The organism is Massilia sp. LXY-6, from assembly GCF_051233485.1.
Classification (GTDB): domain Bacteria; phylum Pseudomonadota; class Gammaproteobacteria; order Burkholderiales; family Burkholderiaceae_D; genus Telluria.
The window spans coordinates 194,051-217,983 of record NZ_JBKFGF010000023.1; the positions used below are offsets into that span (position 1 = coordinate 194,051).

21 protein-coding genes and 1 pseudogene are annotated in these 23,933 nt (G+C 67.4%); 13 read left to right on the plus strand and 9 right to left on the minus strand.

The features are described 5' to 3' along the window. Positions 1-3: 3 nt before the first annotated feature. A complete protein-coding gene (locus ACI48D_RS12505) occupies positions 4-1,269 on the minus strand; it encodes a M28 family metallopeptidase (RefSeq protein ID WP_435571535.1) in 1,266 nt (421 codons plus the stop codon). A 133-nt stretch (positions 1,270-1,402) separates the two neighbouring features. Between ACI48D_RS12505 and ACI48D_RS12510 the strand changes: the two genes are divergently transcribed. Continuing rightward, positions 1,403-3,094: a M28 family metallopeptidase gene (locus ACI48D_RS12510; RefSeq protein WP_435571536.1), complete on the plus strand. Its 1,692-nt coding sequence runs from the start codon at positions 1,403-1,405 to the stop codon at positions 3,092-3,094. A gap of 98 nt (positions 3,095-3,192) precedes the next feature. Continuing rightward, positions 3,193-5,874 carry a DNA ligase D gene (gene ligD, locus ACI48D_RS12515; RefSeq protein ID WP_435571537.1) on the plus strand — a complete coding sequence of 894 codons (2,682 nt, stop codon included), beginning with the start codon at positions 3,193-3,195 and terminating at the stop codon, positions 5,872-5,874. A 123-nt stretch (positions 5,875-5,997) separates the two neighbouring features. On the opposite strand, the gene ACI48D_RS12520 is transcribed toward ligD, so the two are convergent. The 3 genes from ACI48D_RS12520 to ACI48D_RS12530 are packed head-to-tail and all read right to left on the minus strand — an operon-like array spanning position 5,998 to position 8,361. Then, the gene (locus ACI48D_RS12520; RefSeq protein WP_435571538.1) at positions 5,998-6,291 is read right to left on the minus strand and encodes a hypothetical protein; all 294 of its coding nucleotides are present in this window, start codon (positions 6,289-6,291) and stop codon (positions 5,998-6,000) included. After that, on the minus strand, positions 6,292-7,365 hold the full coding sequence (locus ACI48D_RS12525; protein WP_435571539.1) for a Ku protein: 1,074 nt from the start codon (positions 7,363-7,365) through the stop codon (positions 6,292-6,294). Positions 7,366-7,383: 18 nt separating this feature from the next. Next, positions 7,384-8,361 carry an SDR family oxidoreductase gene (locus tag ACI48D_RS12530; protein WP_435571540.1) on the minus strand — a complete coding sequence of 326 codons (978 nt, stop codon included), beginning with the start codon at positions 8,359-8,361 and terminating at the stop codon, positions 7,384-7,386. A gap of 157 nt (positions 8,362-8,518) precedes the next feature. Between ACI48D_RS12530 and ACI48D_RS12535 the strand changes: the two genes are divergently transcribed. Genes ACI48D_RS12535 through ACI48D_RS12545 form a run of 3 tightly spaced genes read left to right on the plus strand, consistent with a single transcriptional unit; the run spans position 8,519 to position 11,881 of the window. Then, on the plus strand, positions 8,519-9,967 hold the full coding sequence (locus tag ACI48D_RS12535; protein ID WP_435571541.1) for a GGDEF domain-containing protein: 1,449 nt from the start codon (positions 8,519-8,521) through the stop codon (positions 9,965-9,967). A 13-nt stretch (positions 9,968-9,980) separates the two neighbouring features. Further along, complete coding sequence (locus ACI48D_RS12540) at positions 9,981-11,633, plus strand: SulP family inorganic anion transporter (protein WP_435571542.1); 1,653 nt, start codon at positions 9,981-9,983, stop codon at positions 11,631-11,633. Between the two features lie 47 nt (positions 11,634-11,680). Beyond that, positions 11,681-11,881 carry a hypothetical protein gene (locus ACI48D_RS12545; RefSeq protein WP_435571543.1) on the plus strand — a complete coding sequence of 67 codons (201 nt, stop codon included), beginning with the start codon at positions 11,681-11,683 and terminating at the stop codon, positions 11,879-11,881. A gap of 15 nt (positions 11,882-11,896) precedes the next feature. Here the strand turns inward: ACI48D_RS12545 and ACI48D_RS12550 are convergent, their stop codons facing one another. After that, positions 11,897-12,523, minus strand: a complete 627-nt coding sequence (locus ACI48D_RS12550; protein ID WP_435571544.1) for a 1-acyl-sn-glycerol-3-phosphate acyltransferase — start codon at positions 12,521-12,523, stop codon at positions 11,897-11,899. Positions 12,524-12,694: 171 nt separating this feature from the next. On the opposite strand from ACI48D_RS12550, the gene arsC reads away from it, so the two are divergent. Beyond that, positions 12,695-13,042, plus strand: coding sequence for an arsenate reductase (glutaredoxin) (gene arsC, locus ACI48D_RS12555; protein WP_435571545.1), 348 nt, complete (start codon positions 12,695-12,697; stop codon positions 13,040-13,042). 1 nt (position 13,043) lies between these two features. On the opposite strand, the gene ACI48D_RS12560 is transcribed toward arsC, so the two are convergent. After that, the gene (locus tag ACI48D_RS12560) at positions 13,044-14,186 is read right to left on the minus strand and encodes a DUF1565 domain-containing protein (protein WP_435571546.1); all 1,143 of its coding nucleotides are present in this window, start codon (positions 14,184-14,186) and stop codon (positions 13,044-13,046) included. A 140-nt stretch (positions 14,187-14,326) separates the two neighbouring features. Between ACI48D_RS12560 and ACI48D_RS12565 the strand changes: the two genes are divergently transcribed. The 7 genes and pseudogenes from ACI48D_RS12565 (at position 14,327) to ACI48D_RS12595 (ending at position 20,113) form a co-directional block, all read left to right on the plus strand. After that, positions 14,327-15,175, plus strand: coding sequence for an aldo/keto reductase (locus ACI48D_RS12565; protein WP_435571547.1), 849 nt, complete (start codon positions 14,327-14,329; stop codon positions 15,173-15,175). 229 nt (positions 15,176-15,404) lie between these two features. Beyond that, positions 15,405-15,497 (plus strand): annotated as a pseudogene (locus tag ACI48D_RS12570) (IS5/IS1182 family transposase); the annotation flags it as partial. A 240-nt stretch (positions 15,498-15,737) separates the two neighbouring features. Beyond that, on the plus strand, positions 15,738-16,916 hold the full coding sequence (locus ACI48D_RS12575; protein ID WP_435571548.1) for a cytochrome-c peroxidase: 1,179 nt from the start codon (positions 15,738-15,740) through the stop codon (positions 16,914-16,916). 22 nt (positions 16,917-16,938) lie between these two features. Continuing rightward, positions 16,939-18,258: a hypothetical protein gene (locus ACI48D_RS12580; RefSeq protein WP_435571549.1), complete on the plus strand. Its 1,320-nt coding sequence runs from the start codon at positions 16,939-16,941 to the stop codon at positions 18,256-18,258. Positions 18,259-18,277: 19 nt separating this feature from the next. Beyond that, the gene (locus ACI48D_RS12585) at positions 18,278-18,814 is read left to right on the plus strand and encodes an FMN-binding protein (protein WP_435571550.1); all 537 of its coding nucleotides are present in this window, start codon (positions 18,278-18,280) and stop codon (positions 18,812-18,814) included. After that, a complete protein-coding gene (locus tag ACI48D_RS12590; protein ID WP_435571551.1) occupies positions 18,811-19,638 on the plus strand; it encodes an FAD:protein FMN transferase in 828 nt (275 codons plus the stop codon). Before ACI48D_RS12585 ends, ACI48D_RS12590 begins: the two co-directional genes overlap by 4 nt. 4 nt (positions 19,639-19,642) lie before the next feature. Then, a complete protein-coding gene (locus ACI48D_RS12595; RefSeq protein WP_435571552.1) occupies positions 19,643-20,113 on the plus strand; it encodes a DUF4405 domain-containing protein in 471 nt (156 codons plus the stop codon). Between the two features lie 282 nt (positions 20,114-20,395). On the opposite strand, the gene ACI48D_RS12600 is transcribed toward ACI48D_RS12595, so the two are convergent. The 3 genes from ACI48D_RS12600 to ACI48D_RS12610 are packed head-to-tail and all read right to left on the minus strand — an operon-like array spanning position 20,396 to position 23,896. Then, positions 20,396-22,180, minus strand: a complete 1,785-nt coding sequence (locus ACI48D_RS12600) for a putative bifunctional diguanylate cyclase/phosphodiesterase (RefSeq protein ID WP_435571553.1) — start codon at positions 22,178-22,180, stop codon at positions 20,396-20,398. Beyond that, positions 22,170-23,507, minus strand: coding sequence for a sensor domain-containing diguanylate cyclase (locus tag ACI48D_RS12605; RefSeq protein ID WP_435571554.1), 1,338 nt, complete (start codon positions 23,505-23,507; stop codon positions 22,170-22,172). Before ACI48D_RS12605 ends, ACI48D_RS12600 begins: the two co-directional genes overlap by 11 nt. Continuing rightward, positions 23,504-23,896, minus strand: a complete 393-nt coding sequence (locus ACI48D_RS12610) for a phosphonate transporter (RefSeq protein ID WP_435571555.1) — start codon at positions 23,894-23,896, stop codon at positions 23,504-23,506. The genes ACI48D_RS12605 and ACI48D_RS12610 overlap by 4 nt, the downstream gene beginning before the upstream one ends. Positions 23,897-23,933: the final 37 nt, after the last annotated feature.

Here is a 23,933-nt window from a genome sequence, read left to right on the forward strand (position 1 = left end):
CTTTCACTGCTGCAACCTCGCGCCGGCCAGCTTCGCGATCGCCGCCAGCGTGGTCTGAGCGGCGTTCAGGCCCAGCAGGTAATCCTTGTCGCTGAAGCTCGAGACCAGGTCGCTCGGCTGGTGCCAGTGCGGGTCCCAGCCGGCGCCGATCTGCTGGCCGCGCTCGTTCTCGCGCAGCGAAATCGCGGGCACCAGGTCCATGAACGGGGTCGAGTCGGTGTTCGTCATGTGCGGTCCGACCGAGGCCGGGTAGTCGGAGGCGTACTTGTCGTTGGCCGCGCGGAAGGCCCAGGCCAGCTTCTGGGAGCCCTCGGCCTGGCGCGAATTCGCCTGGAACTCGATGTTGACGTCGGCTTCGCGGCGCTGTTCGGGCGGCGGCGCCGTCACCGTGTTGCCGCTGGAGTCCCTATGCGCCACCGGCATGCCGTGGTCGAACATCATCATGTCGTGCTGGACCATGCCCAGCCAGCGCGGTTCCGGATAGCGCCCCGAGCCTTTCGGCGACTCGATTCCCTGCAGATCCTTGCGCTGGGCGACATAGGCCGAGGCGCCATTCAGGCCGGTCTCCTCGTTGTTCCACAGCGCGAAGCGGATGCTGCGCTCGGTCGTGACGCCGGGCGCGTTCAAGATGCGCGCCAGCTCCAGCACCAGCGCCGTGCCGGAGGCGTCGTCATTGGCGGCCTCGCCGTAGCCCATGCCGTCCATGTGGGCGGCCACGATGTACATCTCGTCGGGGCGGCTGCTGCCCACCTTGGTGCAGTAGACCTCTTCGCGCGGCCCGCCTTTCGGATCGGGCTGCTCGGCATTCAACGCGCGCAGGCGCTCATCGGGCTGGGCCAGCGGGTTTTCGTTGACGCTGGTCGGCGCGCGCGTGCCGAACAGGGTGCTGCCGCCCTGGCCGGACGGGCCGCCGCGGCCGCCGCCCGTACCGGTCGGGCGCGGGGTGCCGGGCGCGCGTGGCGCCGGCGGCGTGAATTCGTAGCGGATCCGTTCGGTGGCGCAGCCGTAGGATTTCAGCTGGGCTTCGATCCAGTCGATCGCCTTGCGGTTGCGTTCCGTGCCCTGGCGGCGGTCGCCGAAGCGGGCCAAGCCGCGGATGGTGTCCTTGTAGCGCCCCAGGTCGAGCTGGCCGACCAGGGCGGCGACCGGATCCGGCGCCGCGGCTGCGGGCGATGGCGCCGGCGCGGTCTGCGCTTGCGCGGAGGGCAGGGCCAGTGCCAGCAAGGCGGCGAGGAAGAGGGAAGGGGCGGGCGCGATGGACGTTTTCACAAGACCTCTCTGAACGATACTGACGGAAACGCAACTATATGCGATGCGCACGATTGATGCCTGTTTGACATTGGAAATTATTCCAAGGATACTCGATCAGCATTTCCGTTCACCAACAAAATCAAACGAGACCGTGAAGAACACCACCACCATCCTTTCCGCGGCCGTGCTGGCCGCCCTGGCCGCCGCCGCCAATGCCGCCCCGGCCCTGAAACCCGCCGTGCCCGCATCGCAGGCCGTGCAGATCGAACCCTCCCACCTGTCGCAGGACGTCAAGGTGCTCGCGTCCGACGAGTTCGAAGGCCGCGGCCCGAACACGCCGGGCGAGACCAAGACCGTCGCCTATCTGGTCAACCAGTTCGAAGCGGCCGGCCTCAAGCCGGGCGGCGACCTGGTCGACGGCAAGCGCGGCTGGACCCAGGACGTGCCGCTGGGCCGTTTCGAGATCAAGGGTCCGGTCGAGCTCAGTATCAAGGGCGGCGGCAAGGAAGAAACCCTCACCCAGGGCGAGCAGATCGCCGTGCGCGCCGCGATGACGGGCGCGAAAAGCGTCGAATTCAAGGATGCGCCGCTGGTCTTCGTCGGCTATGGCGTGACCGCGCCGGAGCGCAAGTGGGACGACTTCAAGAGCCAGGACCTGAAGGGCAAGCTGGCCGTGGTCCTGATCAACGACCCGGACTTCGAGACGGGCAAGGGCGAGTTCGGCGGCAAGGCCATGACCTATTACGGCCGCTGGACCTATAAATTCGAGGAGCTGGCCCGCCGCGGCGCGCTCGGCACCCTGATCGTGCACGAGACCGCCCCGGCATCCTACGGCTGGGCGACCGTCAAGAACTCCAACACCAACGTGATGTACGACGTGGTGCGCAAGAACCCGCTCGAGGCCCACGCGCCGGTCGAGGCCTGGATCCAGCGCGACCTGGCGGTCGACCTGTTCAAGCGCGCTGGCCTGGACTTCGACAAGCTCAAGAAATCGGCCCAGTCGCGCAACTTCAAGCCGGTCGAGCTGACCGGCCTCTCGATGTCCGGCCGCTATGCCGTCGACGCCCAGGTGATCACCTCGAAGAACGTGATCGCGGTGCGCGAGGGCAGCCAGCATCCGGACCAGTACGTGGTCTACAGCGCCCATTGGGACCATCTCGGCATCGGCTTGCCGGACGCCAAGGGTGACCGCATCTACAACGGCGCGGTCGACAACGCGACCGGCGTCGCCGCCCTGCTGGAGCTGGCGCGCGTGTACGCGGCCGCGCCGGCACCGCAGCGTAGCGTGGTGTTCCTGGCCGTGACCGCCGAAGAGAAGGGCCTGCTGGGATCGGAATACTATGCCGCGAACCCGGTGTATCCGCTGGCGAAGACGGTCGGGGTGATCAATATGGACGCCCTCGATCCGCACGGCAAGGCGAAGGATTTCACGATTTCCGGCAGCGCCAAGCTGGAACTGCTGGACCGCCTGGTGAGCAAGGCCAAGCTGGCCAAGCTGAGCTACTCGCCGGACCCGAAACCGGAAGCCGGCCACTTCTTCCGTTCCGACCACTTCCCGTTCGCCAAGCGCGGCGTGCCGGCGATCTCCTTCGGTTCGGGCGAGCACTGGGAGCAGGGCGGCGTCGCCGCCGGCAAGAAGGAAGCCGAGCGCTACGTCAAGGAGAACTACCACCAGCCGTCCGACGAATGGCATTCGGAATGGACCTTCGACGGCATGGCGCGCGATCTCGGCATCCTGTACGCGGTCGGCCGCGAACTGGCCGATTCGAACGCCTGGCCGAACTGGTCCCGGGAGTCCGAGTTCCGTGCGGCGCGCGACCAGAGCGCCGCCGAGCGAAAGTAAGTTGAAAACAGGCAGGATTTAAGCGTTATCTGCCGTACAGTCGCGCCCGTGGCATCACGGTATATTGGCAGCATTGCTGCTGATGTACAGGTGATGCCATGCCGGACGCACTCAAGGAATACAAGGCCAAGCGGAATTTTTCCGTCACATCGGAACCCGCGGAAGGAGGCGAAGCCAGCAAGGGCGCGCTGACCTTCGTGATCCAGAAGCACTGGGCCACCAGGCTGCACTACGATTTCCGTCTCGAACTCGACGGCACCATGAAGAGCTGGGCCGTGCCGAAAGGCCCCAGCTTCGACAGCCATGACCGGCGCATGGCGGTGCACGTCGAGGACCATCCGATCTCCTATTCCGACTTCGAAGGCACGATCCCGCCGCACCAGTACGGCGCGGGCGAGGTCATCGTCTGGGACAAGGGCACCTGGGAGCCGATCGGCGACCCGCGCAAGGGCTATGCCAAGGGCGAGATCAAGTTCGAGATCCACGGCCACAAGATGCACGGACGCTGGGTGCTGGTGCGCCTGCGGGGTCATGAGGACGACAAGCAAGAGCCCTGGCTGCTGATCAAGGAAAACGACGAGTACATGCGGCCGGCGTCCGAGTTTTCGGTGGTCGACGAGATGCCGGACAGCGTCAAGGACTTGCCGATGCCGGGCGCGCCCGAGGACCGGGAAGCGGCGCGGGCCAAGCTCGCTGCCTTGAAGGCGGAGGCCAAGCCGGCGAAGAAGCCCGCTGCCAAAGCCGCTGCCGCGAAGGCGCCGGTAAAAACCGCCAGACGCGGCGCCATGCCCGCAGGCGCGGTGAAGGCCGAGCTGCCCGAAACGCTCAGCGCCGAGCTGGCGACCCTGGTCGACGGCCCGCCCGAGCGCCCCGAGGAATGGATCTTCGAGATCAAGTTCGACGGCTACCGGATGCTGACCCGCGTCGACAACAAGGGCAAGGACATCCGCCTGATCACCCGCAACGGCAACGACTGGACCGACAAGCTCGGCCCGCTGCGCGACGAGATCAAGCGCATGAAGCTGCCGGACGGCTGGTACGACGGCGAGATCGTGGTCCACGACGAGAACGGCAAGCCGAACTTCAACCTGCTGCAGCTGGCCTTCGACGGCTCCAACCGCGCCCAGATCGTCTACTTCATCTTCGACGCACCCTATATGAAGGGCTACGACCTGCGCGACGTGCGGCTCGACCAGCGCCGGCCACTCCTGCAAGAGGTGCTGGCGGCAAGGCCGTCCGACACCGTGCGCTTTTCGAGCGAATTCGGCACCGACCCCAGCCAGCTGGTGGTGGCGGCCTGCCAGATCGGCCTGGAAGGCGTGATCGGCAAGCGGCGCGACTCGCGCTACGTGACGCGCCGCTCGCCGGAGTGGATCAAGCTGAAATGCGGGATGCGCCAGGAATTCGTGATCGGCGGCTATACCGATCCACACGGCGCGCGCACCGGCATCGGCTCGCTGCTGCTCGGCTACTATGACGAGAAGGGCGTGCTGCGTTATGCCGGCAATTGCGGCAGCGGCTTCAACGGCGCGTCGCTGCGCCACATGCGCGAGACGCTGGAAGCGATCGCCAGCGACGAGAATCCGTTCCCGCCGCGCGCCGTCCCCGGCCGCACCAACCACTGGGTCAAGCCGATCCTGGTGGCCGAGGTCAGCTTCTCGGAGTGGACCGCGACCGATTCGATCCGCCACCCCGTGTTCCAGGGCCTGCGCAAGGACAAGCCGGCCACCAGCGTGGTGCGGGAAAAGGCCAAACACGTTCAGGAGACCGAAACCGTGAACAGCGACGAACAGGCGGCGGACGCCAAGCCGGCACCGCGCAAGCGCGCCGGCGCCAAAGCGAGGACGGCCGAAGCAGGGACGGCCGAAGCGGCTACGCAGGACAGCGGGCTTCCGGCGACTTTCAAGGTCACGCACGGCGAGCGCGTGATGGACAAGCAGAGCGGCGTCACCAAGCTCGAACTGGTCGAGTACTACGCGCTGGTTGGCGAGCTGATGATGGAACACCTGAAGGGCCGCCCGGTATCGCTGGTGCGCGCGCCCGAGGGCGTGGGCGGCGAGCTGTTCTTCCAGAAGCATGTGGTCGATCCGCGCAAGATGCCGGGCGTGGGCCTGCTCGACCAGGCCCTCGATCCGGACCACCCGCGCATGACCCGCATCGACACCGTCGAGGGCATCCTGTCCTGCGCCCAGTGGAACGTGGTCGAGATCCACAGCCAGAACGCGGTCGAGGAACGCTACGAGACCCCGGACCGCTTCGTGTTCGACCTCGACCCGGGCGAAGGCATCGATTGGCCGATGGTGCAGGAGGCGGCCCAGGTGACGCGCGCCTTCCTGCAGGAGCTGGGCCTGAACCCATTCCTGAAGACCAGCGGCGGCAAGGGACTGCACGTGGTGGTGCCGCTCAAGCCCAAGCTCGACTGGGACACGGTGAAAGACTTCTCGCATGCGATCGTGACCCACCTGGCCAAGACCCTGCCGGACCGCTTCTCGGACAAGAGCGGCGCCAAGAACCGGGTCGGCCGCATCTTCATCGACTACCTGCGCAACGGTCGCGGCGCGACCACGGTCTCGGCCTGGTCGGCGCGCGTGCGGCCGGGGCTCGGCATCTCGGTGCCGGTACGCTGGGAAGAGCTGGCGGAGCTGAGCTCGGGGGCGCACTGGACGGTGCGCACGGTGGGCGAGCGTCTGGCGGTGGGGAATACGCCGTGGGAGGATTACGAGGACAGTGCGACCACCTTGACCAAGGCGATGAAGGCGCTCGGGTTCAAGCCGAAATAAAGCCCGTCGCCCCCGCGCAGGCGGGGGCCCAAGTTCGGTGCTTGCGCTGGCTCCGGACGAACGCTTGGGTTCCCGCCTTCGCGGGAACGACGTTTGCAAGCCGAGGGCACGTGGGAACGACGTTCAGGAGCTGCGGGCCGGCTCGGCCTTGGTCTCCTGCTGCGTCTCCGCCTCGGCTTCCTTGTGATTGCGCACGATCCCCCGCAGGTTCATCGCCAGCAGGCCGGCCTGGAGCGCGATGAGCGCCCAGGCCCCGTCATGCACGCCCCAGACGATCCACAGCAGGTTCGACACGATGAAGGTGTAAAAGCCGACAATCCGGCGCCGCGCGTGGCGGGCGCCGACCAGGAAGGCGGCGCCCAGGGTGACCGCCATGGCGGGCCATTGCAGCAGGTCGATCAGCGTATCCCAATCCACTCAGGCCGCCTTCCTGCGCCGCGCCGGCGCCTTCGCGGCGGTGGCCGTGCTGGCCGATTTGGCGACGGCTTTCTTTGCCGCCGGCTTCGCCGCTGCCTTTTTCGCAGCCGGCTTCTTGGCCGCCGTGGCGCGCGCATGCACGGGGCTGTTCGAGGTCGTCTTGCGCGCGCGCGGCGGCGGCGTGTCCGACGTGTCCTCGTCCTCGTCGCTGGACGGCTTGCGCGACTTGCGCGGCGGCGGATCGTCGTCATCGTCGTCGTCGCCATCCGCATGCGCCGGCTTCTTGCCCAGGCTGGCCTGCAGCAGCGAGACCAGGTCGATGACATTGGATTTCTTCGGCTTGTCTTCCTCCGGCTCCGGCATGGTGATGGTCTTGGTCTGGTTCGCAGCGATCTTCTTCTTCACCATCGCCATCACGTCCTCGCGGTAGGTGTCGTGGTACTGCTGCGGCTTCCACTTCTCGCTCATGCCTTCGACGAGGGCCTTGGCCATCTGCAGTTCCTTTTCCGAGATCTGGGCCGCCCGGGAGTCCCCGTCGGGGATCTTCAGTTCGTCCGTGGGCCGGATCTCGTCCGGATAGCGCAGGGTATTCAGGACGATGGTGTCGCCCACGCACACCAGCGCCGCCAGGTGCTGCTTGACGCGGATGACGACGTTGGCGATGCCGATCTTGCCGACTTCGCGCAGGGTCTCGCGCAGCAGTGCGTAGACCTTGTCGCCGCCCTTGCCGGGCGCAAGGTAGTAGGGCTGCTCATAGTAGATCAGCGGCACCTGTTCGGCGTCGACGAAGGCCAGGATGTCGATCGTCTGGGTGGCTTCCGGGTTGGCGCGGCGCAGGTCTTCGTCCGACAGCACCACGTATTCATCGGTGGCGTATTCGTAGCCCTTGATGATATCGTCCCAGGAGACTTCCTTGCCGGTGTTCTTGTTGTAGCGCTTGAAGCCGATCGGCGAGAAGTCGCGCCGGTCGAGCATGTGCAGGTCGAGCGAATTGTCGCTGGTTGCCGGGTATAACTCGACGGGGATGTGTACCAGTCCGAAACTGATCGCCCCCTTCCACATGCTGCGTGCCATGGCTGACTCCTCCTTAGATTATTCCCCGACCGATCCCGTGATCGGCAGGACCACGCCCGTCACATAACCCGAGCACACGCTCGACGCCAGGTACACATAGGCCGGCGACAGCTCTTCCGGCTGGGCCGGGCGGCCGAAGGTGGTGGCCTGGCCGAACTTGGCGATGTCTTCCGGCGACTGGTCGGCCGGGTTCAGCGGCGTCCACACCGGGCCCGGGGCCACGCAGTTCACGCGGATGCCCTTGTCGAGCAGGTTGGCGGCCAGCGACATCGTGAAGGCGTGGATCGCACCCTTGGTGGTCGAGTAGTCGAGCAGTTTCTTCGAGCCTTTCAGGCCCGTCACCGAACCGGTGTTCACGATCGCGGCGCCGCGCTTCATGTAGGGCAGGCAGGCCTTGGCCATGTGGAAGTAGCCGTAGATGTTCGTGCGCATGGTCTCGTCGAAGCGGTCTTCGGTCAGGTCGAGCAGCGATTCGGCGTGCTCCTGGAAGGCGGCGTTGTTGACCAACACGTCCAGGCGGCCGAACTTGGCGACGATCTGGTCGACCGCCTGCTGGCAGAATTCCATGTCCTTGACGTCGCCGGCCACGGTCACGCACTGCTGGCCCTCGGCCTCGATGTAGCGCTGGGTCTCGGCGGCATCCTCGTGCTCGTTCAGGTAGAGGATGGCGACATCGGCGCCTTCGCGCGCGAACAGGATCGCGACCGCGCGGCCGATGCCGGAATCGCCGCCGGTGACGATCGCCACCTGGCCGGCCAGCTTGCCGCTGCCCTTGTATTGCTCGGCCATGAACTTCGGTTTCAGTTCCATCTGGGCTTCGAGGCCGGGCTTGGCCAGGTGCTGCGACGGGAAGTCGCCGGACGGCTGCCGGATGCCGGTCTGCGCGGCGCTGTCGCCGCCGCTGCCCTGATCGCCCTTCTGCATGCTGCCGTCGTGCTGGTCCTGGCGGTTCTGGATCGCCTTCTGCTTGTTCGCTACATCGTCCTGGTTTGCCATGCCGATCTCCTTGTGCATTCGGTGGGACTCGATCCGGCAGTATTCCCGCCGGCCGGGCTTCGCTACCGTGCGCTTCCACACACAGCGCCGCATTTGCTATGCGCGCTAGGTGCTTTGTGGCAAACTTGACCCCGTAACACTGTCTTGGGAGCACAGGATGTCGCAGCAAGGAATCTACCTCAGCCCGATGGCGCAGCGGCGCGCCGGCTTCGTCGAGGCGTGCGGCCCGCTGTTCGGGCGCCTGCAGCTGGCGGACAGTGCCGACACGGCTGCCGCTCTCATGGCCGAGGCGGCCCCCGGCCTGCTGGTCATCGACCTCGAACGCTTCGAGCCAGGCATCGACCTCGACGCCCTCGGCGCGCTGCTGGCGCGCCGCGCCGGCGCCCCGACGCTGCTGCTGTGCCCCTTCGCCAACGCGCGCTGGCTGCCGCTGCTGAACGCCTTCGGCCCGGCCGCCTACGCGATCACCCCGATCGAGCCGGAGCGCCTGCAAGCCAGCGTGCGCCGCTGCCTGGAATCGTCGTCCAGCTGGGCCCCGGCCGCCGATGTGGACTCCCTGCGCGCGCTGCTGGCGCTGCGCGCGCGGGTCCAGGCGGCGCTCGACGAACGCGACGAGGAGCCGACCCTGGCCGAGCGCCTGTGCCAGGCCTTGGTGGAATGGCCCGGCGTGCTGCATGCCGCCATGTTCCGGCTGAAGGCGGACGGCGACCTGCAGCTCGACGCCGAACAGGGGCGGGGGCCGGCCGCCGGCCTGCGCCTGGGCACGCTCCTGCAGCGTAGCGAACGGCTGCTGCAGGTGCCGCTGCGCCATGCCTTCCCCGGCCTGCTGGCGGCCGCCACCGGCGAGCCGGCGCTGCTCGACACGCCCGAACAGGCCGGCGAGCCGGCCCTTGCCGATGCTTTGCGCGCGCACGGCGTGGCGCAGGCGCTCGGCATCCCGGTCCCGGCCGACGGCCCTGGTGCCCCGCGCGGCGCGCTGTCGCTGCTGCTGGATGATGCCGGCCCGCTGGCGCCGGAAGTGTTCGCGACGCTGCGCGATTGCGCCGGCCTGGCCGCGCTGGGCCTGCGCCTGATCGACATGGACCTCGAAACCGAACAGCTGCTGGCGCGCCTGACCTATGTATCGACCACCGACGCCCTGACCGGCGTGGCGAACCGCCGCCACGGCGAGGAGCTGCTCGAGCGTGAAGTCCGGCGCGCGCGCCGCTACCGCACCCCGCTGGCCCTGCTGTCCTTCGACATCGACCGCTTCAAGGCCATCAACGACAGCTTCGGCCATCCGGTCGGCGACGTCGCGCTGCGCACCGTGGCCGACTGCGTGCGCGGGCTGCTGCGCTCGAGCGACGTGCTGGTGCGTTCGGGCGGCGAGGAATTCCACGTGATCGCGCCGCATACCAGCGCGATCGACGGCCTCAAGATGGCCGAGAAGATCCGCCATGCGGTCGAACAGGCCGCCATCCCGGGCTGCGACCACGTCACCGTCAGCCTGGGCGTGGCCCAGCTGGGCGAGCAGGAGAGCGCGGATTCGCTGACCCAGCGGGTCGACGCCGCGATGGCGCGCGCCAAGCGGGCAGGGCGCAACTGCGTCGAACTGGCGATGCAGTAGAAGAAAGGGATTCATGCTTGTTTGGTTGAAGGGCTATCGCCGCGCGTGGCTGGCGGGCGATATGGGGGCGGGCGTGGTGGTGGCCATGATGATGATCCCGCAGGGCATGGCGTATGCGCTGGTGGCCGGCCTGCCGCCGGTAGCCGGCATCTACGCCAGCATCGTGCCGCCGCTGCTGTACGCACTGTTCGGCACCAGCAGCACCCAGTCGGTGGGGCCGATGGCGATCATCTCGCTGATGACCGCGTCGGTCCTGGCGCCGCTGGCCGCTCCCGGCAGCGCGCTGTACGGCGTGCTGGCGGCCCAGCTGGCCCTGCTGTCCGGGCTGGTGCTGCTGGCCTGCGGCCTGCTGCGGGTGGGCTTCCTCGCCAATTTCTTCTCGCGCCCGGTGATGAACGGCTTCACCATCGGCTCCTCGGTCCTGATCGCGTTCGACCAGCTCGGCACCCTGCTGGGCGCGCGGCCGCCGCACTGGCACGGACCGAGCGCCGCGCTCGGCTTGGGCGCGCTGGCGCTGCTGGTGCTGGCGCGCCGCTACGGCGCCCGCCTGCTGCAGCGCTGCGGCCTGCCGCCGACCGCCGCCGACGTCGGTGCGCGCCTGGCGCCGATGCTGCTGGTGGCCGGCTCGATCGCCGTGGTCGGCGCGCTCGGCCTGGAGCGGATGGGCGTGCGCGTGATCGGCCAGGTGCCGGCCGGCCTGCCGGGCTTGCACCTTGGGGTGTCCAACGCGCACTGGCAGGAGTTGGCCAAGCCGGCCCTCCTGATCGGTTTCATGTGCTTCCTGATCTCGATGTCCGGCGCCCAGGCGCTGGCTGCGCGCAAGGGCGAGAAGCTGCTGACGAACGCCGAGCTGGTGGGACTGGGCGCGGCCAACGTCGGCAGCTTCCTGAGTGGTGGCTTCCCGGTCACCGGCAGCCTGTCGCGCTCGGCCGTGAACTTCGCCGCCGGCTCCAACACCCAGTTGTCCGGCGTCATCGCGGCGCTGCTGCTGGGCGCGGCCCTGGTGCTGCCGACCGGCTGGCTGGCGCTGCTGCCGCTGCCGGTGCTGTCCGCCACCATCATCGTCGCGGTGCTCGGCATGCTGGAGGCCACGACCCTGCGCACCGCCTGGCGCTACGACCGCGCCGACGCGCTGGCGCTGCTGGCCACCGCCGGCGGCGTGCTGCTGCTCGGGGTCGAGGCAGGGGTCATGCTCGGGCTGCTGCTGTCGCTGGGCGCGACGATCTGGCGCGAGAGCCGGCCGCACATCGCGGTGCTGGGCCGCATTCCCGGCACCGAGCATTTCCGGAATATCGAACGCTACGATGCCGAGACCCGCAGCGGCGTGCTGCTGCTGCGCGTGGATGCCGGCCTGTTCTTCGGCAACGTCGAAGCCGTCACCGCCCACGTCGAGGAAGAGCTGGACCTGCATCCCGGCACGCGCGAGCTGGTGCTGGTGCTGTCGGCCGTGAATGCGATCGATACCTCGGCCCTGTTCGGCCTGCTGGAGCTTAATGGGGAGCTGGTCCGGCGCGGCGTGCGCCTGCACCTGGCCGAGGTGAAGGGACCGGTATTGGACAGGCTGAAGCAGTCGAGCCTGCTGGAGCGCCTCAGCGGCCAGGTGTTCCTGAGCACGGCGAATGCCTGGAATACCTTGTCCACCGGGGATGAATCCTGGTCAGTCTGAGCTGCTTGTGGCAGTATGGAGCAGTTGAATCCATTTCGGAGGGAAGCATGGCAAGTCGAACCACTCTGGTCTTGTTGGCGTCCGCGGCCCTGCTGGTCGCCATCAGTATGCATTCCGGCATCGACATCGGCCTGGCGTGGGCCACCCTGATCTCGGCCATGGTCTTCGAGCTGGTGCTCTGGAAGCGGGGACTGGACCGGGTGCGGGCCGTCGCCGCCGCCCGCCACACGCGCCGCCGGCTGCGCTGAAGCCGGCCTGCCGGCTCAGGCCTGCCTGCGGGCCTCTTCCGAGCCCGGCTCGGCCAGGCGGATCGGCGCCGCATCCTGCGGATACATCGCCTGCACGCCTTCATACGCCCTGGCAATGGCCGCCATGTCGGCGGCCTCGTCGCCGGTCAGCATGATGCTCTTGGTAACGTCGACGACCTTCTTGCCGTAGTCGAGCGACACCAGCAACACCGGCACCCGGGCCGCCAGCGCGATGCGGTAGAAGCCGCTCTTCCAGCAAGGGCGGTAGCCGCGCGTGCCTTCCGGCGTGATCGCCAGCCAGAACCACTTCGATGCCAGCATGTTCTCGGCCAGGCGCCGGATCGCGCCCTGGGGCGCGCTGCGGTCGACCGCCACCCCGCCCCAGTAGCGCATGACGACGCCCATCGGCCCGCGGAACAGCGAATCCTTGGCCAGCCAGCGGAACTGCAGGCCGACCGCCCACTTGGCCAGCAGGCCGACGAAAAAGTCCTTGTTCGAGGTGTGCGGATAGACCACCGCGATGCCGTGCGGGCCGGGTAGGGGCTGGAAGTACAGTTTCCAGCCGATCATGTTCAGCAGGCGCAGTGCGGTGCGCTGGCCCCAGGTCGGCAGCGCCGGCGGGCGCATCAGGTGTTCTTCCATCGTGTCTCTTTCAACCGGGCTTCTGCCATTGCGCCGCGGAAATTAAAGCGGGGATTCTATAGCGGGAAAAAACCCGGGACAAGCGAAAAAGCTGGAAGCGTTGTAGCGCCGCCGGTATCATGCCTTGCCTGAGCAACAAGACTCATGCATGGTTCGACAAGGGATTTAACGATGGACATCAAGATTTTTCACAATTCACGCTGCGGTACCTCCCGCACCACGCTCGGCCTGATCCGCGATGCCGGCCACGAGCCGGAAGTGATCGATTACCTGGCCAATCCGCCCGCGCGCGCGCAGCTGAGGGAAATGATCGCGAGCGCCGGCCTGAGCGTGCGCGATGCCGTGCGCAGCAAGGAAGCCGTGTACGGCGAACTCGGCCTGGATGCGCCGGACCTCAGCGACGAGGCCTTGCTCGACGCCATGGTGGCCCACCCGGTCCTGATCAACCGGCCCTTCGTGATCACGCCGAAGGGCGTGCGCCTGTGCCGGCCGGCCGAGCTGCTCAAGGAAATTCTCTAGCCTAGTGCTGGCAGGCGCCGAGGTCGACCGCATCGCGCTGGCCGCGTGACTTGCCGTAGAAGTCGGGCCCGTCTGCGCCATGCTCGAGGCCCTTGCCGATTGCCGCCGAGCCCGCCGCCAGGCGGAAATCCGGGGTGCCGGTGCGGGAGTAGGCGATAAAGCCGGGCGCCGCGGCGACGGTGCCGGAATGGCGCATGCCCTCGGCCAGCCGCCAGTCCGTTTCCCGGTTGCCGAACACCAGGTTGCGGCGGTAGCTGTTGTGCTTGCCGCTCGCACCTTGTTCGGTGACGCCGTAGCGGTTGTCGAACACGATGTTGTTGATCACGTGGTTGTGGTCGCCGCTGCCGGCCAGGATGCCGGTAGTCGAGGCCGCGACCGTGTTGTTGACCACGATAACCTTGCGGGCGTCGTGCCACAGCTGGATGCCGGCCCCGGCGACGCGGTAGACGATGTTATTGCGCACCGTGCCCGGCGTGTTCATGCGGATTCCCTGCACGTAGGGGCAAGCGGCCGCGCCGACGTCGTGCACGCTATTGCCCACCACCATCGACACCATGACCAGGCCCTTGCCCTGGCCATCGCCGTCGACGCCGACGCCGATTCCCGTACCGCCCTTGGCGCCGCAGGGCAGCGCGGTGGCGATGTGCTGCACCTGGTTGAACGCGATGCGGTTGTAGGCGCCGCCGCTGTCGATGCCGGTATTCCAGGCCTGCCCGGCAATGTGGGCGCTGCCGTCGATGTCGAAACCCTGGATGTCGACGTAGCTGGCGCGGTTGTCCCAGGCGACGGCGCTGCGCGACAGCGGCGGAGGTACCAGCCGTGCCTGCCAGCGCTCGCTTGCACGGAACACGATGCGCGCGTTGGCCAGGCCGTTGACGGTGGTGCGAAATCCGCCCTGGTAGGTGCCGGGCAGCACGTTGACCGTGGTGCCCGGCATGACCAGCTGGGCCGCCCGCGCCAGCGAGCGCAGCGGCGCGGCGGGCGTGCCGGGATTGCTGTCCAGGCCGTCCGGCGCCACGGTCAGTTCGGTCGGCACGACCTGGGGCGTGACCGCCACCGTGTGCTCGTCCTTGACGCTGCAGCCGGCCACGAGGACGGCCAGGACGAGGGCGGGTAATAGGGAAACGAGGCGTGTCAGTGTCATGGTCGCGAGGCATGGAGCAGCTAACCGGCCAAGTGTGCGCCCCCGATTTTTGCGCAAGCCCGTCTGCCTCAATCTCGCTCTTGAGCGCGCACAAGCGCCGCGCCTGGGTTATCGTCGGACTTTACGCGAAAGGAGAGGCCATGAACGCTTTGCTTTTACCGTCGGGTAATCGAATCCCCGTACTCGGCCAGGGCACTTGGAACATGGGCGAGGACCCGTCCGCGCGCCGCGACGAGGTGGCCGCGCTGCGCCTGGGAATCGACCTGGGCGTGACGCTGATCGATACGGCCGAGATGTACGGCGAGGGCGGCGCCGAGGAAGTGGTGGGCGAGGCGATCGCCGGCCGCCGCGACGACGTGTTCCTGGTCAGCAAAGTGTATCCCCATAACGCCGACCGCAAGGGCGTGCAGGCGGCCTGCGAGCGCAGCCTGCGGCGCCTCGGCACGGACTGCATCGACCTGTATTTGCTGCACTGGCGCGGCACGCTGCCGCTGGCGGAAACGCTGGAAGCCTTCGTGCGCCTGCGCGAGCAGGGCAAGATCCGCGATTTCGGGGTCAGCAATTTCGATCTTGACGACATGCTGGAAGCCGTCGCGTTGCCGGGCGGCGAACTGGTCGCGACCGACCAGGTGCTGTTCAACCTGTCCCAGCGCGGCATCGAATGGGACCTGCTGCCGTGGTGCCGCGAACGCCACATCCCGGTCATGGCGTATTCGCCGCTGGAGTCGAATCCGGGCGAGCAAAATGGCTTGCTGGGCAATCCGCAGCTGGCTGCGGTCGCGCGCCGCCACGGGGTGACGCCGGCGCAGGTGGCGCTGGCCTGGCTGCTGCGGCAGGATGGCGTGGTCGTGATTCCGAAGGCGGTGCAGCCGCGGCACGTGCGCGAGAACCGCGCCGCGCTCGATCTGGTGCTGAGCCCGCAGGACCTGGCCCAGCTCGACGCCGGTTTTCCGGTGCCGCACCGGCGCCGGCCGCTGGCGATGCGCTAGGGTGTGTCTGACTGAACGAAGTTAGATCGGGAAGGTTCAGAGGGCGATGAACCTGGCGAGTGTATTCTTCGCCGGACTGATGCCATGCCCAAAGCACTCGTGTCCGACGAGCTCTGGTCCCTTATCGAGGTTCGTCTTCCAGTACACCGCCATCCCGAACGCGGTCGTTCACGTATTAGTGACCGGGCTGTTCTGACCGGGATTCTGTTTACCTTTAGAACTGACATACCTTGATCCTGCGTGCGTTCCCTCGCCACGTGGCGGCGGACATACCGGTCGGAACCCAACAGATCGTGGCAAACTCGGCTGCAAACATCATGTCGGGCCCATACCGTTCGACGGGTATCTGATGGGGTTTTGCAGGCGCCACTGAAGTGCTTTCAAGTGGCGACGAAGATGGGGGATTTGTGTGCCCGTGGCCCGTACAACTAGGATTAATTGTTGCCTTTCGACGACATTTTCGTCTTGCCATAAGCTTAATCGTAAATTAGAATCATTCTCATTAAGATTTCGATTGTTTCTCCACATGTTTGGACTTTCTTCACGGCGCGCAGTGTCGTTCATGGCAATCGTGCTTTCCGGCGCCATTACGGCCTGCGGGGGCGGGACGGACGGTAGCCCGGCGCCGTCCCAGTCATCGGCCCTGGCGGCGGGCTCGCTGACCCAGAGCGCAGCCCTGGGAGGACAGATCTACAATGACGTTTCGCTATCGGCATCCGGCCGTCAGTCGTGCGCGAGCTGCCACAACCCCGACAACGCGCATGGCCCAGGCAACGGTCTTTCCGTGCAGTTGGGCGGTCCCAATGGTGACGTTTCCGGATTTCGCGCGTCGCCTTCGCTGCGCTACATGCAGCAGACACCGGCCTTTCACTTCGAGGCGGACGGCACGCCGGTCGGCGGCTTCGATCGTGACGGCCGCGCAGGCACATTGCACGAACAGGCCGAGCGTCCCTTCCTGGCCGCGCACGAGATGGCCAACGCCAGCAAGGCTGACGTCGTCGCGCGCTTGCAGCGCGCGCCGTACGCTGCGCAATTCAAGGCCGTATTCGGCGAAAACATATTCGATAACGTCGACCAGGCATTCAGCCGCGCCGAGTTCGCGCTGCAGCAATTCGAGAACGAAGACCCGCGCTTTCATCCTTTCGACTCGAAATACGACCTGTTCCTGGCCGGCAAAGTCCCGCTGACGGACGCCGAACTGCGCGGCCTGGCTTTGTTCAACAATCCGGCAAAAGGCAATTGCGCGGCCTGCCACTCGAGCGCCCGGGGCGCCGATGGCAGTGCACCACTGTTCACCGACTTCAGCTACGACAATCTTGGCGTGCCGCGTAACCCGCGCATTCCGGCCACGCAGGCAACGAGCTATTTCGATATGGGTTTGTGCGGCCCGGATCGGACCGATCTTGCCGCCCGAACGGACCTGTGCGGCGCCTTCAAGGTCCCCACGCTGCGCAACGTAGCGACGCGCAACACCTTCTTTCATAACGGTGCGTTCAGCAATCTGGTCGACGTCGTCCGGTTCTACGTGACGCGCGACACCAACCCGGAACGCTGGTATCCCGTCAATCCCGACGGGACCGTGGACAAGTTCAATGACCTGCCGCCGGCATATCGCAAGAATGTAAATACGACGGAGGGGCCTTACAACCGCAAGCCGGGCATGGCACCGGCACTGGACGGATCGGAAATTGCCGACCTGGTGCAATTCCTGGGCACGCTTACCGACGGCTATAAACAATAAATCACCGATCCTAAGGATATTCATGAAACAGAACGCGATCAGAGCGGCCCTGGCCGCCGTATTCCTCACCGCCCCGGTTGCCGGCATGGCCCAGGAGACCGACCTGGCGAAACGTGTCGAGCAGCTCGCCGCCGAACTCGAAAAAGTGAAGGCCGAACTCGCGGCCCAGCGTGCGCAAGCGGCCGCCGCGCCGCGTACCGCCGCGCCGGTCCCTTCGACTGCGCCGGCGCAAGCGATGACCAACGCGCCGGTGTCGACGGCCTGGGCCACGCCGGCAGCCGCGCTGGCCTCCGACACGGTCTTCTCCGGTTACGGCGAGGTCAACTACAACCGTCCGGTACGCAATGCCAGCGGCACGCAGACCGACGTGCGCCGCGCCGTGATCGGCATCCAGCACCGCTTCGACGACAAGACCAAGGTCGTCGCCGAATTCGAGTGGGAACACGGCGTCGTCTCGGCCTCGGACAAGGGCGAATCCGAGGTCGAGCAACTGTACGTCGAGCGTGAATTCAATGGCGGCTTGCGCGGCAAGGCGGGCCTGTTCCTGATGCCGGTTGGCCTGCTCAACCAGACCCATGAGCCGACCGCCTACTACGGCGTCGAGCGCAACTTTGTCGAGACCGCGATCATCCCGACCACCTGGCGCGAAGCCGGGCTTGGCTTGTCGGGTGAATTCGGAGATGGCTTTGCCTGGGACACGGGACTGACCACGGGCTTCGACCTGAGCAAGTGGGATCCGGCGTCCGGAGAAGGCCGCGAGTCGCCGCCGGGCTCGATCCACCAGGAGGGGCAACTGGCCAAGTCGCGCGACCTGTCCCTGCACGGCGCACTGAACTGGCGCGGCTATCCGCGCCTGCTGGTCGGCGGCTCGGTCTTCACCGGCAAGGCCGGCCATGCCACGCCCGGATTTGCCGCCAATGACGCACGCCTGACCCTGCTCGACCTGCACACCCGATTCACGCCGGGCGCCTGGGATCTGTCGGCGCTGTGGGCCTACGGCCGCATTTCGAATACGGAGGCGCTCAACGCGACCTTCGTTGGCAACCCGACGCCGGTGCCCAGCAGCTTCGCGGGATGGTACCTGCAGGCGGCCTACAAGCTCTGGCAGAGCGGCGACTATGTACTCAGCCCATTCGCCCGCTTCGAGAGCTTCAACACGGCGCGATCCTATGCGGCGCAGCCGGCCGGGCTGGGTGTGCCCGCGACGCCATACGAGCGCGTGGCCACCATCGGCGCCAACCTGATGGTCGGGCAGGGCGTGGTCCTCAAGGCCGACTATCAGAAATTCCGCCAGGATAAGTCTCTCGACCGGATCAATCTGGGCCTGGGCTTCGCTTATTGATCACTCATCTGGAGTCGCGATGCGCTATGTTTCCCTCACTTTACTCACTGCCTGCGCAGTCACCGCGCCGGCCTTTGCGACGCAATACCTCAGCCCGGAGCAGGCCCAGAAGCTGATGTTTCCGGAAGCGGACGCATTCCGTGCGCAGCCGCTGTCGCTGGAAACGGCGCAGATGCACCAGGTCGAGCAACTGGCGGGGCTGCCGGCGCGCTCGGCCCAGTGGCGCGTCGTCGGCGCCTACAAGGGCGACACGCTGCTCGGCTACATGGTGTTCGACGACGTGATCGGCAAATTCGAACTGATCTCGTATGCCGTCGGCGTCAATCCCGACGCCAGCATACGCCAGGTCGAGATCCTGACTTACCGCGAAAGCCATGGCAGCGAGATCAGGTTGCCCGCATGGCGCAGGCAGTTCGTCGGCAAGAGTGCCAGGAGCGGCGAGCTGCGGATCGGCGCCGGCATCAGCAATATCAGCGGGGCGACCTTGTCCTGCACCCACGTCACCGACGGCGTGCGCCGCATCGCCGCCGTGGCCCAGGTGGCGCTGGGCAGATGATCCGCCGCGCGCAGCCCTGGCTCGGCACGCTCGTCGACATCACGGTCGAGGGCGCGCCGGGGCACGACGTGGTGACGGACGCGTTCATCGAAATTGCGCGCCTGCACCGGCTGATGAGTTTTCACGACGAGGCCAGCGACATCGCGCGCATCAACCGCGCCGCGCCGGGCGAGCTGGTCCAGGTCGACGCCGACACATGGCAGGTCCTGCGCCTCGCGCGCGAGGTGACGGACCTGTCGGGCGGAGCGTTCGACGTGGCTTGTGCGCCCCACCTGGTCGAGCGCCGGATATTACCGGCACCCTGGGCATCGGCGACACCGGAACGGCCGGCGCCACGGACATCGGCCGACGTGTTTGCGCTCGAGGATGGATGGCGCGTACGCAAGCTGGCGCCCGGCTGGATCGACGTCGGCGGAATCGCCAAGGGGTATGCGGTCGATGCCGCCGTGGCCAGCCTGGAATCGGCCGGTGTTGCTGGAGGCTGCGTGAATGCGGGGGGCGACCTGCGTGTGTTCGGATTGATGCAGGCCCCGGTGGCCGTGCGCTCGCCGGCGGCGCCTGGCCGGGCTGCACGTCATATAATGCTGTGCGGCGAAGCGATGGCAACGTCGGCCAGCTACTTTTCCGAGCGCGATCACCAGTCACATCGTGTCAGCGCCTTGCTCGATGCGCGCGACGGCAGGCCGCTGGTGGCTACCGCCAGCGCCTCCGTGCGCGCCGGCCGCTGCGTAGTCGCGGACGCCCTGACCAAGGTCGTGCTGGCGACCGGTGATTGCGGCCATCCGGCGCTTGCCGCGTTCGGCGCGACCGCTTTTCTGATTTGAACTCATGACCCGCATGCCCAGCGCAACATCCTCACGACCCATTTCGTTCAAGCTCGAACGGTGGCATCGCCTCAGCATCTACGCGAGCGGACTCTTGTTACTGCTGTCCGGTGTGGCGTGGCTGGTGCTGCATTACTTCATGCGTCCGGTGAACGAGTTCGGCGACGCCGTCCATCCACTCGAACCCTGGACCATGAAGTTCCACGGCGCGGCGGCGATGATTGTCCTGTTCCTGATCGGCAGCGTCCTTCACCTGCATATTCGCCGGGCGCTCAGGGCCGGAAGAAATCTCGTCACGGGGTGGGCGCTGATCGTGACGCTGTCGTTCCTGATCCTGACCGGCTACGGCTTGTATTACGTGGCCAGCGAGGGCGACCGTCCGCTATGGTCCCTGCTGCACTGGATTGTTGGCGGGCTGGCTGCGCTGCTGTTCGTCGCGCATGTGCTCGTTGGGCGGCGCAGCGTTCGTGCCTGATATGCTCGGCCCTCGTGCCCGGACATCGATCCGGGCAGTGCAGCGATGCGGCGCAGACTGGACCGGTCCTTGATGCCTGCGTGCCCCGGCCTGGCCAAGAATGAGCACGGAAACGTCCAGCCTGCCGGCGCGCCGACCGTGCCTACGGTGCGCGCCATGATCGCCAGCAGATCCAGGACCGTGGCATGCGTTGTGTTTGCCCGAGCGTCGTGATGCGCAGAAAAACCGCCTGCGCAAAGGACGACGAGGCGGATCGTCGTCATGTTTCGATGAGGCGCTATGTCAGGCGGCCGCCGGTAGGCCGGCACGCAGCCAGTCCAGCAGCGCCTCTGATGCCAGCGGGCGGCTGAACAGGTAGCCCTGGCCCTTGGCGCACTGCTGCTCGCGCACGGCGGCGGCCTGGGCCTCGGTCTCGATGCCCTCGGCCACCGTGTTCATGCCCAGGCTCTGGGCGACCTTCACGGTGGCTTCGATCAGCACGCGGTGGTGGTGGCTGGTATCGGCCTGGCAGACGAAGGAGCGGTCGATCTTGACCGTGTCCACCGGCAGCTGGTGCAGGCTCGACAACGAGGAATAGCCGGTGCCGAAATCGTCCAGCGCCAGCGTGATGCCGAGCGCCTTGAGCTCGTGCAGCCGGTCCTGCACCTGCTGGTCCTGGGCCGCCAGGCTTTCGGTCACTTCCAGTTGCAGCTGGGCCGGGCGCATGCCGGCTTCGTCGAGGATGCCGCGCACCGTCGCCGGCCAGTCCGGCTGGCCCAGCTGGGCGCGCGACAGGTTCACCGCCAGCAGGCGCGGCGCCTGATCGCCGAGTTCGCGCTGCCAAGCCATGAAATCGCGGCAGGCGCGGCGCAGCACGAAGTCGCCGAGCGCGCCAATCAGCCCCGATTCCTCGGCCACCGGGATGAATTCGAAGGGCGGCACCACGCCGCGCAGCGGATGCTGCCAGCGCACCAGGGCCTCGACCCCGGCCGACAGGTCGGTGCCGCCGTCCGGCCGCAGCCCGACCACCGGCTGGTAGACCACGAACAGCTCGTCCCCGACCAAGGCCTGCCGTAGCTCCGATTCGATGTCGGCGCGGCGCGCCGCGCGTTCGCGCATGGCCGGCTCGAACACCGTGCAGAGGGCGCCGCCGGCGCGCTTGGCCTCGACCATCGCGATGCCGGCGTCGCGCAGCATCTCGCTGGCCAGATCGCTGGCGTCCGCGCCCCATACCAGGCCCATCGACAGTTTGCAGTTGACGACCTGGCCGCCCGCCAGCTGGTAGCTGCGCGCCAGCGCCTCGAGCAGGCGCGCCGCCACCCGTTCGGCGTCCTCGCGGCAGCGCAGGCCGTCCAGCAGCACGGCGAACTCGTCGGCGCCGACCCGGGCCGCCATCTGGCCGGCGGCGGCGTTCGGATCGATGCGGTCGCTGGGCGGGCGCAAGGTCGCGCGGATGCGCTCGCCGATCTGTACCAGCAGGCGGTCGCCGGCGACCTGGCCGAGGGCGTCGTTGATCTGGCGAAAGCGGTCGCAATTCATCAATAGCAGGGCAAAACCGCTGCGGCCCGCGCTGCCATCCGGGAACCGGGCGAGCATCTGCTGGGCCTGCTCCAGCAGCGCTTCGCGGTTCGGCATGCGGGTCAGGAGGTCGATGCGGGCCGCCGTCTTCAGGCGCTTCGCCAGCCGTTCCTGCTCGCGCTGCACCTCGTGCGAGGCATCGGTCACCACGGCCATCAGGCGGCCCGGGTCGAGCTTCAGCACCGACAGCGACAGCCACTGCGGCGCCCCAGGCGTGGCATCATCGCCCAGCTGCAGGCGCAGGCCTTCGCAGACGGCGCCGGAGGGCTCGCTGAAGTGCTCGGTCAGCTCGCGCAACTGCGGCGCCACGTCCTGCAGCACGGTGAACAGGTTGTCCATGCTGCCGTCGCGCACCAGCGGCATCAGCAGGCTGGACGACATCGGGTTCAGCATGTCGACCGTGCCGTCCAGGCTCGCCTGCACCAGCCCGATCGGCGCCCGGTACAGGAACTGGACCAGGGCTTCGTAGGCGTCGATGCCGTTCGACCCGGCCTGCATGTCACGCTGCATCGCGGTCTCCGTTCCAGCACGCGATCCGGTTGCGGCCGTTCGCCTTGGCGGCGTACAGGGCCCGGTCGGCGCGCTTGATCAGGGTGTCGAGGTCGAGCGTTTCGCCCTCGTCGATGGCGGCGACGCCGGCGCTGACCGTGTATGCGATCGGCGTGCCGTCGAACACGGCCGGCTGGCCCTCCACCAGCTTGCGCAGGCGCTCGGCAAGGGCGGCGGCGGCGGCCAGGGTCGAGGAAGGCAGCAGCACCGCGAATTCCTCGCCGCCCACGCGCGCCACCACGTCGACCTGGCGGAAGCTCATCGCCAGGGCGGCGCCGAACTGGCGCAGCACGCAGTCGCCGCCCGGATGGCCGTGGCGGTCGTTGATGCGCTTGAAGTGGTCGGCGTCGAACAGGATCAGGGCGGTCGGGCGCGGCGTGCGGCGGTGGCGCGCCAGCTCCAGTTCGGCCGCCTCGAAGAACGCGCGGCGGTTGGCGACGCCGGTCAGGTCGTCGCAGTACGCCGACTTGCGGCGCTGGTCGATGGCCTCGCGCTTGTCGCTGATGTCGCGCAGGACCAGGCAATAGGCGGGCTCGCCGTCGTCTTCGCCGCCGTTGCCGGCTTCGGAGTCGCGCTCCGGCATTGGCGAGATCATCGTGCTGCCCCAGAACCGGCTGCCGTCGGCGCGCTGGCGCGGGCCTTCGTCCAGGCTCCAGCCGTTGGCGTCCGCTTCGCGCAGGCGGTCGTGCACGCGTTCCGGCGTGGTCGCATCTTCAGGGTAGAACACGGAATACGGCCGCCCGACCACCGCTGGCGTGAAGCCGGTGACGCGGCCGATGGTTTCGTTCCAGTCGCTGACACGGCCTTCGCGGTCGAGGCCCACCAGCGCGTAGTCGCTGATGCTGGTCAGCAGGGCGTTCAGCCAAGCGTCGCTCTGGCGCAGCTGGCGCTCGCGGCGCACCTGCTCGCTGACGTCCTGCAGCACCGCCATCAGGCGCGCGCCGTCCAGTTTCAGGAGGCTGAGCGAAAGCACTTGCGGCACCCGCGTGCGCTTGCCGGCGCTGCCGCTGTTCAGCTGGATGTGCAGGCCGTCGCAGATCATGCCGCTCGGGCGGGTGAACATCGCGCACAGGTGGCGCAGTTCCGGCGCCACGTCTTCCAGTGCGGTGAACAGGTTGGTGAGGCTGCCGTCGCGCGACAGCGGCATCAGGAGCTGGGCCGAGATCGGATTGATCATCACGATCTCGCCGTCGATGCCGGTCTGCACCAGGCCCACCGGAGCCAGGTACAGGAACTGGATCAGCGCCTCGTGCTCGGCCGCCAGCTGGGCGTGCGCGTCGCCGCTCACAACTTGCGTTGTACCAGCACGTAGCGTCGGTCGCTGCCCGGTTCGGCCAGCAGGCGCAGCTTCACCTTCACCGGGCGCATGCGCAGGGTCAGCACGTAGTCGATGGTGGCGTCCAGCGCGCTAGCTTCGTCCTGCGCATCCTCGAAGCGCTGGGCCACCATGAAGTTGTTCATGCAAGGCGCGACGTTGGTGAACAGGGGCTGACCCAGCACGCGCGGCGCGGTCAGGCCGGCGGCCTCGGATTCGGTCTGGTTGTACTGGCTGACCATGGTGTCGGCGCCGAAACCGATCACGCCGAAATCGAGGCGGTCGAGCTGTTCGGCGCTCAGTCGGGAAAGCTGGCCATGCAGGCCGGGCGCGGTAAAGGACAGGTCGGTGGCGGCGTTCATGGCAGCGGTGCTCGTGATAAAACGGGAAGATTGTTGC

Bases quoted from the DNA above. Each gene is read 5' to 3' on its own strand.
- ACI48D_RS12610 (WP_435571555.1), bottom strand. From the start codon at position 23,896: ATGAACGCCGCCACCGACCTGTCCTTTACCGCGCCCGGCCTGCATGGC.
- ACI48D_RS12580 (WP_435571549.1), top strand. From the start codon at position 16,939: ATGAAACAGAACGCGATCAGAGCGGCCCTGGCCGCCGTATTCCTCACC.
- ACI48D_RS12590 (WP_435571551.1), top strand. From the start codon at position 18,811: ATGATCCGCCGCGCGCAGCCCTGGCTCGGCACGCTCGTCGACATCACG.
- ACI48D_RS12600 (WP_435571553.1), bottom strand. From the start codon at position 22,180: ATGCAGCGTGACATGCAGGCCGGGTCGAACGGCATCGACGCCTACGAA.
- ACI48D_RS12540 (WP_435571542.1), top strand. From the start codon at position 9,981: ATGCTTGTTTGGTTGAAGGGCTATCGCCGCGCGTGGCTGGCGGGCGAT.
- ACI48D_RS12530 (WP_435571540.1), bottom strand. From the start codon at position 8,361: ATGGCAAACCAGGACGATGTAGCGAACAAGCAGAAGGCGATCCAGAAC.
- arsC (WP_435571545.1), top strand. From the start codon at position 12,695: ATGGACATCAAGATTTTTCACAATTCACGCTGCGGTACCTCCCGCACC.
- ACI48D_RS12560 (WP_435571546.1), bottom strand. From the start codon at position 14,186: ATGACACTGACACGCCTCGTTTCCCTATTACCCGCCCTCGTCCTGGCC.
- ACI48D_RS12535 (WP_435571541.1), top strand. From the start codon at position 8,519: ATGTCGCAGCAAGGAATCTACCTCAGCCCGATGGCGCAGCGGCGCGCC.
- ACI48D_RS12565 (WP_435571547.1), top strand. From the start codon at position 14,327: ATGAACGCTTTGCTTTTACCGTCGGGTAATCGAATCCCCGTACTCGGC.
- ACI48D_RS12545 (WP_435571543.1), top strand. From the start codon at position 11,681: ATGGCAAGTCGAACCACTCTGGTCTTGTTGGCGTCCGCGGCCCTGCTG.
- ACI48D_RS12550 (WP_435571544.1), bottom strand. From the start codon at position 12,523: ATGGAAGAACACCTGATGCGCCCGCCGGCGCTGCCGACCTGGGGCCAG.
- ligD (WP_435571537.1), top strand. From the start codon at position 3,193: ATGCCGGACGCACTCAAGGAATACAAGGCCAAGCGGAATTTTTCCGTC.
- ACI48D_RS12575 (WP_435571548.1), top strand. From the start codon at position 15,738: ATGGCAATCGTGCTTTCCGGCGCCATTACGGCCTGCGGGGGCGGGACG.
- ACI48D_RS12595 (WP_435571552.1), top strand. From the start codon at position 19,643: ATGACCCGCATGCCCAGCGCAACATCCTCACGACCCATTTCGTTCAAG.
- ACI48D_RS12525 (WP_435571539.1), bottom strand. From the start codon at position 7,365: ATGGCACGCAGCATGTGGAAGGGGGCGATCAGTTTCGGACTGGTACAC.
- ACI48D_RS12585 (WP_435571550.1), top strand. From the start codon at position 18,278: ATGCGCTATGTTTCCCTCACTTTACTCACTGCCTGCGCAGTCACCGCG.